The 14,803-nt window shown below is 68.0% G+C and carries 19 protein-coding genes; 16 read left to right on the top strand and 3 right to left on the bottom strand.

The genetic code is table 11. The features are described from left to right. The first annotated feature begins 21 nt into the window (after positions 1-21). The 5 genes from BMX17_RS10585 (at position 22) to BMX17_RS10605 (ending at position 3,231) form a co-directional block, all read left to right on the top strand. Positions 22-1,164: an acyl-CoA dehydrogenase gene (locus BMX17_RS10585; RefSeq protein ID WP_092659777.1), complete on the top strand. Its 1,143-nt coding sequence runs from the start codon at positions 22-24 to the stop codon at positions 1,162-1,164. Positions 1,165-1,317: 153 nt separating this feature from the next. After that, complete coding sequence (locus BMX17_RS10590; protein WP_092659779.1) at positions 1,318-1,533, top strand: hypothetical protein; 216 nt, start codon at positions 1,318-1,320, stop codon at positions 1,531-1,533. 177 nt (positions 1,534-1,710) lie between these two features. Continuing rightward, positions 1,711-2,037 carry a hypothetical protein gene (locus BMX17_RS10595; protein WP_092659781.1) on the top strand — a complete coding sequence of 109 codons (327 nt, stop codon included), beginning with the start codon at positions 1,711-1,713 and terminating at the stop codon, positions 2,035-2,037. A 91-nt stretch (positions 2,038-2,128) separates the two neighbouring features. Beyond that, on the top strand, positions 2,129-2,794 hold the full coding sequence (locus BMX17_RS10600) for a helix-turn-helix domain-containing protein (RefSeq protein ID WP_092659783.1): 666 nt from the start codon (positions 2,129-2,131) through the stop codon (positions 2,792-2,794). 86 nt (positions 2,795-2,880) lie between these two features. Beyond that, complete coding sequence (locus tag BMX17_RS10605; protein ID WP_092659785.1) at positions 2,881-3,231, top strand: hypothetical protein; 351 nt, start codon at positions 2,881-2,883, stop codon at positions 3,229-3,231. Between the two features lies 1 nt (position 3,232). Here BMX17_RS10605 and BMX17_RS10610 read toward each other — a convergent pair whose 3' ends face one another. Further along, the gene (locus BMX17_RS10610) at positions 3,233-3,511 is read right to left on the bottom strand and encodes a PadR family transcriptional regulator (protein WP_092659787.1); all 279 of its coding nucleotides are present in this window, start codon (positions 3,509-3,511) and stop codon (positions 3,233-3,235) included. A 125-nt stretch (positions 3,512-3,636) separates the two neighbouring features. On the opposite strand from BMX17_RS10610, the gene BMX17_RS10615 reads away from it, so the two are divergent. Then, positions 3,637-3,918: a DUF7111 family protein gene (locus BMX17_RS10615; RefSeq protein WP_092659789.1), complete on the top strand. Its 282-nt coding sequence runs from the start codon at positions 3,637-3,639 to the stop codon at positions 3,916-3,918. A gap of 1 nt (position 3,919) precedes the next feature. On the opposite strand, the gene BMX17_RS10620 is transcribed toward BMX17_RS10615, so the two are convergent. Then, entirely contained in the window at positions 3,920-4,576 is a 657-nt protein-coding gene (locus BMX17_RS10620) for a helix-turn-helix domain-containing protein (RefSeq protein WP_092659791.1), read from the bottom strand. A 270-nt stretch (positions 4,577-4,846) separates the two neighbouring features. On the opposite strand from BMX17_RS10620, the gene BMX17_RS10625 reads away from it, so the two are divergent. The 5 genes from BMX17_RS10625 to BMX17_RS10645 all read left to right on the top strand — a co-directional run bounded on the left by BMX17_RS10625 (position 4,847) and on the right by BMX17_RS10645 (position 8,925). After that, entirely contained in the window at positions 4,847-6,145 is a 1,299-nt protein-coding gene (locus BMX17_RS10625; RefSeq protein WP_092659793.1) for a YncE family protein, read from the top strand. A gap of 122 nt (positions 6,146-6,267) precedes the next feature. Next, entirely contained in the window at positions 6,268-7,437 is a 1,170-nt protein-coding gene (locus BMX17_RS10630) for a thiolase C-terminal domain-containing protein (protein WP_092659795.1), read from the top strand. A 49-nt stretch (positions 7,438-7,486) separates the two neighbouring features. Continuing rightward, positions 7,487-7,873, top strand: coding sequence for a Zn-ribbon domain-containing OB-fold protein (locus BMX17_RS10635; protein ID WP_092659797.1), 387 nt, complete (start codon positions 7,487-7,489; stop codon positions 7,871-7,873). Positions 7,874-8,006: 133 nt separating this feature from the next. Next, positions 8,007-8,324 carry a DUF7471 family protein gene (locus BMX17_RS10640; protein WP_092659799.1) on the top strand — a complete coding sequence of 106 codons (318 nt, stop codon included), beginning with the start codon at positions 8,007-8,009 and terminating at the stop codon, positions 8,322-8,324. An 88-nt stretch (positions 8,325-8,412) separates the two neighbouring features. Beyond that, complete coding sequence (locus BMX17_RS10645) at positions 8,413-8,925, top strand: winged helix-turn-helix transcriptional regulator (RefSeq protein WP_092659801.1); 513 nt, start codon at positions 8,413-8,415, stop codon at positions 8,923-8,925. 29 nt (positions 8,926-8,954) lie between these two features. On the opposite strand, the gene BMX17_RS10650 is transcribed toward BMX17_RS10645, so the two are convergent. Beyond that, on the bottom strand, positions 8,955-9,584 hold the full coding sequence (locus BMX17_RS10650; RefSeq protein WP_211611322.1) for a nitrous oxide reductase accessory protein NosL: 630 nt from the start codon (positions 9,582-9,584) through the stop codon (positions 8,955-8,957). A gap of 107 nt (positions 9,585-9,691) precedes the next feature. On the opposite strand from BMX17_RS10650, the gene BMX17_RS10655 reads away from it, so the two are divergent. From BMX17_RS10655 to BMX17_RS10675, 5 genes are read left to right on the top strand one after another with little or no spacing between them, the layout of a single operon-like run. Further along, positions 9,692-10,384, top strand: coding sequence for an SCO family protein (locus BMX17_RS10655; RefSeq protein ID WP_092659803.1), 693 nt, complete (start codon positions 9,692-9,694; stop codon positions 10,382-10,384). Then, positions 10,384-11,172: a sulfite exporter TauE/SafE family protein gene (locus BMX17_RS10660; protein ID WP_092659805.1), complete on the top strand. Its 789-nt coding sequence runs from the start codon at positions 10,384-10,386 to the stop codon at positions 11,170-11,172. Before BMX17_RS10655 ends, BMX17_RS10660 begins: the two co-directional genes overlap by 1 nt. 58 nt (positions 11,173-11,230) lie before the next feature. Beyond that, positions 11,231-13,135, top strand: coding sequence for a NosD domain-containing protein (locus BMX17_RS10665; protein ID WP_092659807.1), 1,905 nt, complete (start codon positions 11,231-11,233; stop codon positions 13,133-13,135). Next, the gene (locus BMX17_RS10670) at positions 13,135-13,929 is read left to right on the top strand and encodes an ABC transporter ATP-binding protein (protein ID WP_092659809.1); all 795 of its coding nucleotides are present in this window, start codon (positions 13,135-13,137) and stop codon (positions 13,927-13,929) included. The genes BMX17_RS10665 and BMX17_RS10670 overlap by 1 nt, the downstream gene beginning before the upstream one ends. After that, positions 13,926-14,729 carry an ABC transporter permease subunit gene (locus BMX17_RS10675; RefSeq protein WP_092659812.1) on the top strand — a complete coding sequence of 268 codons (804 nt, stop codon included), beginning with the start codon at positions 13,926-13,928 and terminating at the stop codon, positions 14,727-14,729. Before BMX17_RS10670 ends, BMX17_RS10675 begins: the two co-directional genes overlap by 4 nt. The last annotated feature ends 74 nt before the right edge of the window (positions 14,730-14,803 follow it).

A 14,803-nucleotide genomic window follows, 5' to 3' on the forward strand; every position in this document is an offset into this window, starting at 1 on the left:
TGACTGGCCTAGGGTTTCGGTATGGATCTGAGTCTCACGCAGGAACAGCGCCAGATCAAGGAGATGGTCTCGGAGTTCGTGGACGAGGAGGTCGTGCCGCGAGCCGCCGAGATCGACAAGGAAGACGAGTTCCCCTGGGATCTGGTCGACGAACTCGCCGAACTCGGGCTGATGGGGATGCCGTTCCCCGAGGAGTACGGCGGAGCCGGCCTCGACTACCACGCCTACCCGATGGCCCTCGAGGAAATCTCACGGGGCTCGGGCGGTCTGGGCACCATCGTCGCGGCCCACATCTCGCTGGCGGGCAACATGATCTACGAGTTCGGGTCGGACGAGCAAAAGGAGGAGTACCTGACGCCGCTGGCCGAGGGGCGTGACATCGGCGCGTTCGCCCTCTCGGAACCCGGCGCTGGCTCGGACGTGCCCGCCATGGAGACGACCGCCGAGAAAGACGGCGACGAGTACGTGATCAACGGCAACAAGCTCTGGATCTCCAACGGCTCCGTCGCCGACACCGTGACGGTGTTCGCCAAGACCGACCCCGACGCCGGCAACAAGGGCATCTCCTCGTTCATCGTCCGTCCCGAGGAAGACGGCGGCTTCATCGTCGAGGGGACGGAGGACAAACTCGGCGACAAGGGCTGTCCGACCGCCGAACTGCGCTTCGACGAGATGCACATTCCGGAGGACCGCCTCTTGCAGGAGGAGGGCGCGGGCTTCGTCCACGCACTGAAGACGCTCAACGGCGGGCGCATCACCATCGCCGCGCGCTCGGTCGGGATCGCACAGGCCGCCCTCGACGAGGCCGCCGAGTACGCCGGCGACCGCGAGCAGTTCGGCCAGGCCATCGGCGACTTCCAGGCCATCCAGCACAAACTCGCGGACATGGACACCAAGACCCGCGCGGCGCGCCTGCTGATGCACGACGCCGCCGACAAGAAGATCCGCGGCGAGAACTTCATCAAGGAGGCCGCCCAGGCCAAGCTCTACGCCTCCGAGGTCTCCCGTGAGGTCGCAAACGAGGGCATCCAGATCCACGGTGGCTACGGCTACACCAAGGACTTCCCGATGGAGCGGTTCTACCGCGACGCCAAGCTCAACGAGATCTACGAGGGCACCAGCGAAGTCCTGCGCAATACCATCGGCCAGCAGATTCTGGAGTAACCGACCGGACTCTTTTTTGCCGGACTCGATAGGGTGTCATAGAACGATTCTATGACTCTCTCGTTCCGGTGCATACAGAACATACGTTCCACCCGTTTCCGAACCAGAGAACCTGGGTGAATCCTATTATAACCGACGGGCGTTAGCCGACGCATGAGCGAAATCTCGAAGGGTCGGCTGTTGGTATCCGGGGGTAGCCTGCTATTGGTATTTCAACTGATCGTGTTTCAGCGAGCGTTCGATATCGTCGAAAATCCCGGCGTTACAGGCACACTCGAGGATGTTATCGGCGGTGGACTGTTGCTCATCGCCACGATCTGTATCGTTAGCGGAGCCTATCTGCGGTATCAGCGGTCTTCGGCCATGTAGGAATTATCTGAGCGACTGAATGCTGGAACGCTGGTGTGACAACCGTTCTCTCAGACCCCGGAACTCGGACGTGACCAGCCAGGCCCGGCACCAGTCGAATCTTCCGCTCCCCCATTTAAATCGCGGATAATCGAAGGCACAGGCTTTGTGCTATCGAGTCACTTGTGATGAGTACACATGACGGCAGCAGCTGACAACGTCGCCGACGGACGGGAGCTAGCCGAGTCCGACGGTGAACCGACAGTGCGCGAAGTGGTTGGGGAGGCAGTGGACACAGCGCCGGTACAGATCGCCTACCGCGAGAACGTCGGGACGCTCGACGCGCCCGAAGAGCAGTGGCACCGCTACGAGACGGTGGCGGAACTGCCCGACCGGGCTTTCGACGGATGGGACGAACTGTACGTGTACACGGAGACCCACGTCTATCACTGGGTCGCCGGCGGATTCGCGCAGGGGCCCGAACGGATGCCCCGCGACCCCGAGTCGCTGCCGGACGGAGCGTAACCAGGCGTTCGGCATCGGACGGGAAGGGCCAGGGGACCGAACCGATACGTGAGCCGGAACGGTCAAACGTCCGAACCTGCTAGAGCGTGTAGTGTTCGTCATCGCCGAACTCGCGCTCTCCTCGCCGACACTGGTGCTGACGCCGACGATCGAGGCCAACCCGTCGGCGCGGGTCCGCATCCAGTTCCAGCCCGCGATGGACCCGGAGCGCCGGCGGTTTTTCGTCCTGGTCGAGGCCGAGGACTTCGACGCGTTCGACGACGCGCTGGGCGACGACTACACCGTCGCCGAACCGACCGTCGTGGCCGAACAGGACGGCGTCCGGATGTACCGCCTCGGGCTGTCGGAGGACGTCATCGCGGTGACGCCGACGGTCACCGAACTCGGCGGGATGGTGTTGGAGATGCACAGCACCGGCGGCGTCTGGTTCGTCAAACTCCAGGTCCCCGACCGGGACGCGCTGGCCGCCTTCCGCGAGTTCTGCGTCGACAGCGGCATCGAGTACCGGCTCGAACGCCTCTACCGCACCGAACCCACCCGGAGTGACGACCACGGCCTGACCGACCAGCAGCGGCGGACGCTGCTGACGGCCGCTCGGGAGGGCTACTTCGACGTGCCCCGATCGATCAGCCAGGCCGAACTCGCCGCGGAACTGGGCGTCTCCGACTCGGCGGTCTCCCAGCGTGTTCGCCGCGCCGTCGCCGCGCTGATCGAGAGGGCGCTCTCCGTCGACGAACAGGTGGGGCGCCGAGCCTGAGACCGGGGTGACCAGCCACCGGTATTTAAAACGTGGCATATCGAAGCCGACAGTTTGGGGCCGTGCAGTGCCAACCCCTGACAACGATGCAGGAACCAGCCACCGCGACGACCGAGGGGGAGCCCCAGGAGTCGACACGCCCCGGCACAACGTCGGGGTCGACGATCCGCGAGCGAGTGGCGTCGGCGCTGTCCGACGAGCGGTTCGTCGCCGCCTTCCGCCGCCGAACGGAAGGATCGCCGTCGAATCCGGCGGTCAACCGGGAGCGGTTCGACGCGATCGATCGGCTCCCCGACGAGGCGTTCGACACCACGCCAGTGCGAACGGAACTCGTCGTCTACTCCGAGACCCACGTGTACCGCTGGGTGATGACTGCCGGGACCGTCGAGCGGACCCGGTTGCCTCGGGACCCGGACAGTATGGCTCGCGAGCAGTGAACTACTCTAACTGGTCGGACAGCCACTCGTAGTGATTCTGGAGTCGCTTCTCGCCAGCGTCGGTCAGGGCGTACACGTCGCTCAGTCCCTCGGTGCGGGACTCGACGAACCCCTTGCGTTCGAGGTCTTCGAGCGAGCCGTAGAACTGCCGGGGCTCGATCCGGTCGTCGTAGTGGTCTTCGAGTCGCGTCTTGAGTGTCTGGGCGGGCAACTCGCCGTCCTCGGCCCCGCCGAGGAGGACACAGAGATCACGGCGGGTGCCGCTCTGGAGCCAGCGCATACTCGCAGGATGGGCGGCGGCGGTTTTTAAATGCTGATTTTGGCGAGTGGTTCGGGCTGGCGTCGCCGACCGCTCGTCTCTCCGCGACCGACAGGTTCGACTGTCCCACGGCCCAATCCGAGGTAATGCCAGACGCAGAGAGTGAGGTGACGGCGGAGGGAATCACCGCGCGCTACTACGAGACCGAGACCGAGCGCGTGCTCGCCTTCGAGCGCGACGGCGCGAGCGCTGCGGTCGCACAGAACGTCGAGGGGTACGCCATGCTGAAGGTGCGGCCGACGGCCGACGGCGACGAACTGGAACGCTACTACGGGTTCGACATGGCGCTGGATCACGCCGCGGAGTTGCTGGGTGTCGCCCCCTCGACGCTCCCCATCCCCGACGCCGCGGCGGACATGGGGATGTGACTCAGGTATCGAGGACGGCGGCGACCAGTGCCGCTTCGGCCCGTCGGAGGAGGTCGTTGGCGGCGCTTGGCACGCAGTCGAGTTCCGCCGCGATCTCCTCGTAGCTGGTCGCCCGTGGCGACTGGTAGAAGCCGAGTTCGAAGGCGGTCCGTAGCGCCTCGCGCTGGCGGTCGGTGAGCTGTGCCAGCGGTCCGCTGTGGCCGGGTTCGTACTCGCCCAGCCAGTCGATGGTCAGGTCGAACTGGTCGCTGATGCGGGCGTGAGCCTGCTGGATATCCTCGGTCCGGCCCGCGATGGTGATGGTGACGCCTGATCCGGTCCACTCGTAGGGCCCGTCGACGAGTAGCGTGTACTCGTCGGCGATGTCGAGCAGGGTCCCCATGAGATCGCTGCGATCGGCGTGGACGAACACGTAGAGCCACTCCCCGTCCATCTCGACGAGTTCGTACTTCCGGACCGTCTCGTCGCCGGAGAGGGCCGTCTCCACGGTCGCCGCGTCGTCGGCCACGATACGATACAGCGCCGAGAGACTCCCGTCGTCCATCCACTCCAGGTTCAACACCGCGTCGCGGGTGACGCCCTCGGTCTCCGCGAGCGTGCTGTCGACGCCTGGGAACGCGCCGCCAGGTGGATCGAGCGTGACCTCCGTGACTTTCATACTTCGCCGTGCTCCCTCCGTCCCATCGCCGGTTCCTGTACCCCCGTTCGCACGCCGGTTCGCGTCATCGTGCGACCCTCTACCGGCCAGCGACAAAAATCGGGGGGCTCTACCCGTGGACCTCCCTTCCGAATTATAATTTGTTAAAAATACCGCTCTATGTTCGTGGAAAATACCAATCGGTAGCTTCCGGTACGGATAGGTGCTGGCGAGTCGCCAGCACTCCGCACGCACTGACGTGGGGTCGGTGGGTGCACGAGGGGGAACACCATGGACGAGACCGACGAGACGACAGAACGAGGGGGCACAGCCAACCGGACGGACCGGGAACGAACCGAACGCGAGGCGTCACCGGCAGGCCACACGTCGCGCCGGCGCGTGATGGCGGGTTCCGGCGCGGCGCTGGCCACGGCGGCACTCGGCGGCGTTCCGACGGCGGCCGCCCAGTCGGGCGATACCCGCCAGGTGCTCGTCGTCGGCTGTCAGGGCACGGGGACGATCACTCTGGCCGACGCCAAGACGTACGAGCACATCGAGGACTTCGATTCCAGTCCCGGCGAGGACAGTCCACCGCTGACGGATCCGATCAAGAAAATCGCCAAGCCGATCATCGACAGCGTGGCCGGCCGGGCGAACGTCTGTGAACACGTCAACGTGAGCCCGGACGGCGAGACGCTGTACGTCTCCCGCGCGAACCTCGGCGACACTGTGGCTATCGACATGGCGACGCGCGAGATCGAGTGGCGGACGGAGATGCTGGGCTTTCGCTCCGATCACGCCAAGCTCACGCCCGACGGGGACTACCTCTACCAGGCCGACATCCTGGCCGACAAGGTCTGGCAGATCGACACGGACACGGGCGAGAAAGTCGACTGCTTCGAGGCCGAGGACTGGCCCCACGGGACCCACGTCCACGAGGATCGGATCATCAACGGCTCGCTGGGCAGTATTCTCCTGCCCGACGAGATCGACGGCAACCACCGGCTGACCTTCGCCGACCGCGACACCCTGGAGGTGACCAAGACCATCGAGTTCGACGAGGGCGTCCGCCCGTTCGCGTTCGCCGACGACGACGAGACGGTGTACGTACAGATCTCCTACCTGCACGGCTTCCACGAGGTCGACGTATCCGCCGGCGAGATCCAGCGGACGAAGGACCTGCCGGTCAACGAGAACGTCCCCGAGTCGAAGGAGGACTACCCGCTCCAGTCGGCCCACCACGGGATCGAGGTCTCGCCCGACGAGCAGTACGTCTGTGCCGCGGGTACCACGGGCAACTACGTGGCCGTCGTCGACCGCGAGACCTTCGAGACCGTCGGCATCACCGACGTGGGGAAGTACCCCTACTGGGTCTCGAACGCGCCGGACGGGGAGCACGCCTTCGTCTCGGTCAAAAACGAGGCGAAGATCTCGGTGATCGAGTACGAGACCGCCGAGGAGGTCGCGACGATCCCGACCGGTGACTTCCCGATGGTCACACAGGTCGCCGACGTGCCCGAGGCCGCTCTCGGGACCGGCGAGGACGTCACCGACCCGGACGACGGGCTGTTCGGTGGCCTGTTCGACTGACAGGTTTCGGACCAGTTCCGTCCCGTCTCGCGGCCGTTTTGGGCCGATTCCTGTCGACGGTCCTGTGCGAAAACTGGCCACACCGGCAGGCATAAATGCCGAACGACTCGTAAGCCGTTGTGATGACTGACCCACGCGTAGCCGGCGTCGGCCTCACCCACTTCGGCAAGCACCCCGAGCGAACCGGGCGTGCGATGTTCGCCGAGGCGGGGCTGGCCGCGCTCGACGACGCCGGGATCGACCCGGACGACGTCGAGGCGCTCTTCTACGGCAACTTCATGGGCGAACTGGCCGAACACCAGGGCCACCAGGCACCGCTGATGGCCGAAGCCGTCGGACTCGACGCGCCGGCGACGCGGTACGAATCCGCCTGCGCGTCGAGCGGGGCGGCGATCCGGGACGCCGTGTTCCGCCTCCGGTCGGGCGAGGCCGACGTGGTGCTGGTCGGTGGCTCCGAGCGAATGACCAACATCGGGACGGCCGCCGCCACCGACGCGCTCTCTATCGCCGCCGACGACCTCTACGAGGTCCGCGCCGGCATGACCTTCCCCGGCGCGTACGCCCTGATGGCCCGGGCCTACTTCGAGAAGTACGGTGGGTCGAAGGAAGACCTCGCCGAGATCGCGGTCAAGAACCACGAACACGCCCTCCCCAACGAGTACGCCCAGATGCAACAGGCGATCACTGCCGAGGACGCGCTGGACGCGCCGACCATCGCCGACCCGCTCGGGCTGTACGACTCCTGTCCGATCACCGACGGTGCGACCGCCGCCGTCCTCGTGAGCGAGGAGTACGCCGCCGAGAACGACCTCGATACTAGCGTCGCGGTCACCGGCACTGGCCAGGGCGGCGACAAGATGGCCCTGCACGACCGGCAGTACTTCGCACGCACGCCAGCGACCGAGGACGCCGCCGACGAGGCCTACGACGACGCCGGCATCGGTCCCGACGCGGTCGACTTCCTGGAAGTCCACGACTGTTTCACTATCGCCGAAGTCCTCGCCCTGGAAGGGCTGGGGCTGTACGAACCCGGCGAGGCCATCGGGGCCGCGACCCGGGGCGAGACCACCCGCGAGGGCGAGCTCCCCGTCAATCTCTCGGGTGGGCTGAAAGCCAAGGGCCACCCCGTCGGGGCGACGGGCGTCGCCCAGCTGATCTCCCTTACGAAACTGCTGGAGGGTCGCCACCCCCGTGCCGAGGACGTCGAGGGTGCGACGACCGCCCTCGCTCACAACGCGGGTGGAACCGTCGCGAGTGCCACCGTCCACGTGCTCCAGGAGGTGGTCGAATGAACGACACGTTCATTCGAGTACGCCAGAGCGAAGCTCTGGAGGTGGAGCAATGAGCGAGCAAGTTCGCGACGACGGCTTCGACGACCTGCTCGACGCCATCGCCGACGGCGACGGGTACTACGTCGAGTGTGCGAACGGCCACGGGTCGCTCCCGCCGCGACTCGCCTGTCCGCAGTGTGGGTCACAGGACCTCTCGGAGGAACTTCTCCCCGACTCCGGCGAGATTCGCACGTACACGGTCGTCACCGTGCCGACGCCGCAGTTCGAGGAGGACGCTCCGTACGTCACCGCCGTCGTCGACTTCGGTCCGGTGTCGATCACTGGCCAGGTCCAGGGCGTCGACCCCGAGGACGTCGAGACCGGCCAGGTCGTCGGCATCGACGTGGGCGAGACCGTCACGCGTGACGAGCGACTGATCGTCTTCGAGCCGCGGTAACTGGGTTCGCCGGGTCCCGCGGCGGACGGATCTGCTGCCGTGACCGCCGATCGGATCAGCAACGGCTGGGCCGTCGACACCGCGCCGCCGAGTCGTAATACACACACCGGTGCAGTGTGAACCGGGAAGAGAGATGGTCGGGGCTGTCGGAGAGTGGCTGACGGGAACCGAAGCTGCTGTCCTGCTCGTGATCCTCGTACTGGCGACACTGGGGACCGCGACGCTGTTTCTGATCGGCCTCGCGGGATACCGGCGGCGACGGACGCGGACGTACCTGCTGATGACCGTCGTGCTGGGCCTGCTCGTCGTCCGGTCGGTCGTCGGTATCGGGACCGTTCTCGGCGCGGTCCCGATGCCCGTGCATCACCTGATCGAACACAGTTCCGACCTGGCGGTCGCCGCGCTCGTGCTCTACGCGCTCTTGCAGTTGGGGCCGCCGTCCCTGGAGTGATCGCGGTTCGGCACCTCGAATTTGCCCGTTCCCAGGAACCGAGAACGCACGTCCCGGCTTTACCCGTCAGTGCCCAACCTCGTTGCACATGACCGAGGTGCGACAGCAGGTCCTCGAACACGTCGACGCCCATCCCGGCGTCCACTACAAGGGGCTCGTCCGGGAGCTCGACATCGCGGCGGGCCAGGCGCAGTACCACCTCCGCCGACTGCTCGACGCGCGGGAACTCGACGTCGAGAAGATCCAGGGGCGGACACACTACTTCACCGACGGGTACGACGGGTGGGAGCGGCGGACGATCGCGCTCTTGCGCCGGGAGACGACCCGACACGTCATCGTGTACGCACTCGACTCGGACGGCGTGTCGGCGATGGAACTCGCGGACGAACTCGACCTCGCGCGGAGTACCGTTTCCTTTCACGTCTCGACGCTGGTCGAGGCCGGTGTCGCGGAGAAATACTTCGACTCGAAGGGCCGGGCCCACCTGCGCCTGACCCGGCCCGCGGAGACCAGAAGTCTCCTCGAAGCGGTCACGCCGTCGCTGTCGGATCGGCTCGTCGACCGGTTCACGCGGCTGGTCGACGCGAGTTTCCACGGCTAGCTCGGGGCAAAAACGCAGGTCGCGACCGCCTACTCCAGATGGGTGCCGCGGTACTGTTCTGCCAGGTCGCGGTCGAACGCGGACAGGTCGACGATGTCGTCCTCGGTGAGGTACGCCACCGCGTCGACGTACGCGACCGCGTCCGCGCGGTCGGCGAACGGGGCGGGGTTCAGTCCCATCGGGTCCTCGAGTCGGTCGGAGTCGGTTTCGAGCGCGAAGAACGCCTCGGTTCCGTCGACGAACTCGTGGGTCTCGAAGTCCGTCACCCAGAGCCCGGCGACGGCCGCATCCGTCTCGGCGAACGCCTCGGGGACGGCGTAGTAGGTGGTCGCACAGCCCGAGGTGCAGAAGTACGCCCGGGTCTCGTCCTCGTGGACGGCCTGTGCGTTCCAGTCCGAGAACTTCGATTTCCCGGCTGGCATCCCACAGACCGCACACGACGCGTCCGCCGGGACGTCGACGGGCTCCAGTGACTCCCCGCTGGGCTCGGCCGTCCCGTCGTCGGTCGTCGTCCCGTCGCTGGGACTCGCCTCGGTCGGCGTGTCGTCGGTGCCGTTCCCGTCGCCGCCGCTACAGCCCGCCAGCGAGACCGTCGCGCCGGCCGCCAGCAGCGTGATCGCGGTGCGTCGATCTACCATTGGGCCCGTGTCGTTCGTCATGGTCGACGGTACCGGACCGAGGAAGAAAACGCGTGTGGTGCGTTGCTCGAAAGGTTTCGAGGAACGCACCAGACGCCTTACCGTCGGGCGGTCCGGACCGGCATACGATGAACAGGCGGCGTTACCTCCAGTCGATCTGTTGCGGTGCTGGCGTGGCGACGGCCGGGTGTCTCGAGACGCTGGTGAGCGGCGACTCGGCGGCTCCGGAGCCGGTCCTCGACCCACCGAAGGATCAGCAGTTCGACAGCGAGGACATCCCGTATCCGGCCTACGGGGAGCGACTGCCCGACTTCACGTTGCCGGACCCTCTCAGAGGGCGGACCGTCGACACGGCCGACCTCGACGAGACGCTGCTGGTGACGGGGTTCTTCGCGACGTGTCCCGCCGAGTGTATCAGCCTGATCTCCCGACTCACCAACGTCCAGGCGGGGATCGTCGAGGATGGCCTCACCGACGCCACTCGGTTCCTCGCGATCACGTTCGATCCCGAGCGCGACGACGCCGAGGCGCTCCGGGCCTACGGCGAGCGGCTGAACGTCGACTTCGAGGCGGGCAACTGGCACTTCCTGCGTCCCGAGTCGGTCGACCGCGCCGAGGCGGTCGTCGACGAGAAACTCGGGATCACCTTCGACCGCGTCGGTGCTGGCGAGTCCAGTCGGCTGACCGAGTACGACTTCATCCACCTCTCGGTGACCTTCCTCCGGAACCCGGACGGGGTCGTCGAACGCGCGTATCGGACGGACACTCCCGACCCCGAGCGCCTCCGCTCGGACGTGTCCGCGGTCGTCGACGCGTACTGATGTTCACGACATGCACACCAGCGAATCCACTGTTCGGAACGCAGACGCTCAGCCTGAGCCTGTTGGCGCTCGTCGGCCTGCTCGGTGGCGCCCACTGTATCGGGATGTGCGGCCCGCTCGTCGTCACCTACGCCGACCGGATGGACGGCGGGCGAGCGGGGACGCTCACGCTCGGCGAGGTTCGCCAGCACGCGCTGTTCAACGTCGGCCGGACGGCGAGCTACACGCTCCTCGGCGGGCTGTTCGGGCTCGCTGGCGAACTCCTCTTCGTCGGCCTCTGGGATCTGACGCGGCTGGCGACGGATATCCACGCCGTCTCGGGGATCGCGGTCGGCCTCGCCGTCGGCGTCGCCGGCATCGGGTACGTGACGGGAGGAGTCGGTGGCGACGTGCGCTTACCGGGCCTGGCCCGACTCGGCGCAGCGGTCCAGTCACGCGTCCTCCCCAGAGTCGAGGATCTGGTGAACGGCCCACGGATCGTCGGCCTCGGTGCCGTCCACGGGTTGCTCCCCTGTCCACTGTTGTACCCTGCCTACCTGTACGCGTTCGCGCAGGGCTCGGCGCTGGGCGGCGCGACGGCCCTGGCCGCGCTCGGGCTCGGCACCGTCCCCGCCGTCTTCCTGACGGGGACGGTGTTCGCCTCGCTCGACGTCGGCGGCAGCCGGGTCCTCCACCGGGGACTGGGTGTCGCCTTCCTCGCGCTGGGGTACATCCCGCTCCAGCACGGGCTCGCGGCCCTCGGTATCGCGCTCCCGGCCGTCCCGCTGCCACACTTCCAGCCGTGGTAGGGACCAGTACGACACACGACCGGAGACGGAACACCACCGCGACCGGACCGAGCGAGCCATGAGGGGAGTCGTCGTCGCGGGCGCGGTCGTCGGACTGGCGCTGCTGGTCGCGACGACGGGGTTCGTCGCGAACCCAGCGACCGAGGCCGACCTCTCGCCGGTTCCGTTCGACCGGACGCTCCAGACGGGGCTGACTGGCGTCGACGTCCAGCAGGCCGAGGCCGACGGGCACGCGATCCCACGCGGGCAGGTGTTCTACTCCCAGTACGAGTACGTCGTCGGCTTCCACGGGATCGACGCGCTCCTCGCGGGGACGACGGGGCGGTACACCGAACAGTTCGGCCGGCCGCTCGCGGCCCACGTCACCGACTTCGCCGGGACCGATCCGACGCTCACCACGGACGGATACCTGAACCGATCGCGGGACAGGCCGACGGGCTGGACGCGCGCCACGGACGCGTGGTACGTCGTCGGGACGGGGGCCCGGACGCCCGCCGGTCCCACGCCCGTCCCGTTCGGCGACCGCGACGCGGCGTCGGCCTTCGCGAACGAGTACGACGGCGAGGTGCTCGACTGGGAGACGCTGACCGACCGACACGGGTCGGGAGCGGCGACCGGCCCGCCCGCGCCGCCGACGGACGAGCGACTGCGATGGGCCGACCGACAGGTCCGGAACGCAAGCGTGCTCGGCGAGCGACCGGTCTCGGTCACGGTCGGCGAGGATGCGCCGACGGTCGCGGCGGCCGTCGAGCACGCCCCACCGAACACGACAGTCCGCATTCCACCGGGGCGATACGACGTGAACCTCACCGTCGGGAAGCCGATCACGATCGACGGCGCGGGCGGGGCGACGGTCCTCGACGGCGGCGGGAACGGGACGGTGCTGACCGCCGCGAGCGCCCGCGTCGGCGTCACCGACCTCCGGGTGACCGGGGTCGGGGATCGGGAACTGGTGAGCGTCGACGAGAGCGAAGTGGCGGCCGATCCCGCCTGGGATAGCCGCATCAGGCTCGTCTACGGGCGCGGTGACGCGGGTATCCGGCTCTCGACGGCTCCCGGCTCGCTGGTCGAGAACGTCACGATCGAGACGGACGCGAACGGCGTCGTCGCCTTCGACAGTTCGAGGGCGGTCGTTCGTCGCGTCCGGGTCGACGGGCGCGAGGACACCGACACTGGCGGGATGGGCGTACTGGCGATGTACTCCCGGATGGTGATCGAGGACACGACGGTCGACGGCGGTGCCGACGGCGTTTACACCCACTACGCCGACGGGCTGGTCGTCCGGGACTCCCGGATGAGTGGGATGCGGTTCGGGGTCCACGAGATGTACACCAGCGACACGTTGCTGGCGAACAACACGATCGTGGACACCGACATCGGGATCTACGTCATGACCCGGCCGACGGGCAACGCCATCGTCGGGAACCGGCTCCGGGACAACGGCGTCGGCGTCGAGACCGCGGGGACGGCCTCCTACGCCGTCGACAACGTCGCGGTCGACAACGAGGTCGGGATCTCCATCGGCACGAGCCGGTCCATCGTCGCGAACAACACCGTCGCCGCGAACGGCGTCGGACTCCGGTCGACGACGCTGTTCCCGACCAACGACGTGACCGGCAACGACGTCGTCGGCAACGACCGGCCCGTCGCGGTCGACCTCGGCCGGCTGACCGTCTGGGCCGTCGACGGCCGCGGCAACTACTGGGGGTCGATCCCGGGGACCGACCGCGACGGCGACGGGGTCGTCGACCGCGCGTTCCGCCCGACGGACACCCTCGACGGCCGCGCACGCGAACGGCGCGGCGAGTTCGTCCTCGCCCACTCGACCGCCGTCGACCTCCGCCGGGCGTTCCAGCAGGCCGTCCCCGGACTGCGTCCAGCGGCCGTCGTCGATCCCGCGCCACTGTCGGACCCGACCCACCCCGGCCGACTCGACCGACTGAACGTCTCCACGGAGGAATGATGTCCGAACGATCCACCACCGACCCAACCGACGCATCGACCGAGCAACCGGCGCGATCCACAGCCGTCACCGTCGAGGGGCTCGACTACGCCCACGGCGACGTGTCCGTGTTCGCCGACCTCTCCGTCGGCGTCGACGCTGGCTCCGTCACCTGCGTCGTCGGCCCGAACGGCTCGGGGAAGAGTACCCTGCTGGCGCTCGTCGCGAACGTCCTCGAACCCGACGCGGGGACGGTTACGGTCGCCGGGGCCGGCGACCGTACGGTCGGCTATCTCGCCCAGCGCCCCGAGTTTCGCCCCCAGTTCACCGTCCGTCGAACCGTCGCGTTCTACTGCTCGCTGGTCGCGGGGAGTCACGACGTGGACGCGGTCCTCGACCGGGTGGGCCTGACCCCGGTCGCGGACCGGCGGGTCGGCGCGCTGTCGGGCGGGATGGTGCGACTGCTGGGCATCGCGCAGGCAGTCGTCGGCGATCCGCCGGTGCTGGTACTCGACGAGCCATCCAGCGGGCTGGACCCGGAGATGACGCGCCACGTCGCCGCCGTCGTCACCGACCTCGCCGCGTCGGGGCAGACGATCCTGGTGTCGACTCACGACCTGCACCTCGTCGATCGGTTCGCCGACCGGGTGCTCGTCCTCGACCGTGGGGAACTCCGCGCGACCGGATCGCCGGCCGACCTGCGCGCCACGGCCGGTGCCGACACGCTGGACGGTGCGATCGCCGCCCTGACGCGTGACGGGAACAGTGACGGCGTCGCGGTCTCCGCCGGCCTCGACGGAGGTGTCTCCCGGTGATCCGCGAGCACGTGCTGGCGATCGCCCAGCGGGAGTTCGAGACCGTCTTCCGGACCCGCCTCCTGGTCCTGTTGAGCGTGGGCTTCGTCGGGCTGGTCGCGGGCGTCGCCTGGCTCGACCCGCCCCCGGCGTATCTGGCCCTCTCGTTCGATCTCCTGACGCCCCTCGAAACGCTGGTGCCCGTCCTGGCCTTCGCCTTCGGCTACCGGTCGTTGCTGGGCGATCGGGAGCGGGGTGAACTGGCGCGTCTGCGGACGTATCCGGTCGATTACCGGCTGTACGTCCTCGGGGTCTACGTGGGCCGCGCGGTCGCGCTCCTCGGCGTCGTTCTGGTCGGCCTGGCGGTGGCGGCGCTGGTCGTCCCGCTCACCGGGACGGAGTCCCTGACGGCCGTGGCGACCTTCGGGACCGCCGATTCGCCGACGCTTTTCCTCCGGTTCGTCGTCCTGACGGCCGCCTTCGCGCTGGTGGCGCTGGCGCTGGCCCTGTTGGTCTCGGCCGCGGTCCGCTCGACGTGGAACGGGCTCGCGCTCGCCACCGGCGCGGTGCTGGCCCTGGTCGTCGGCATCGACGGGGCGCTCGTCGGCGCGATCACTGCGACCCTTCCCGCACCCGACCTGACCGCCTCGCTCCTCGCGTTCAGTCCCACCAGCGCCTACAGGGGGCTGGCGTTCGCGTTCGTCTTCGCCCCCGGTGGCGTGACCGTCCCCGGCGGCCCGCCAACGGTGATCAGTTCACTCGCGCTCTGTGGCTGGTTTCTGGGCGCACTCGTCCTCGCCGGGGCACTCGTCCGACGGTAGTCCGGTTCGGGCGATCGCGTAAACGGCCGGAAACTGGACGGCAACGAGGGTTTCACCCGCGAGCCAGGAGCCAC

Origin of the sequence: Halorientalis persicus (genome assembly GCF_900110215.1) — an archaeon.
GTDB lineage: Archaea > Halobacteriota > Halobacteria > Halobacteriales > Haloarculaceae > Halorientalis > Halorientalis persica.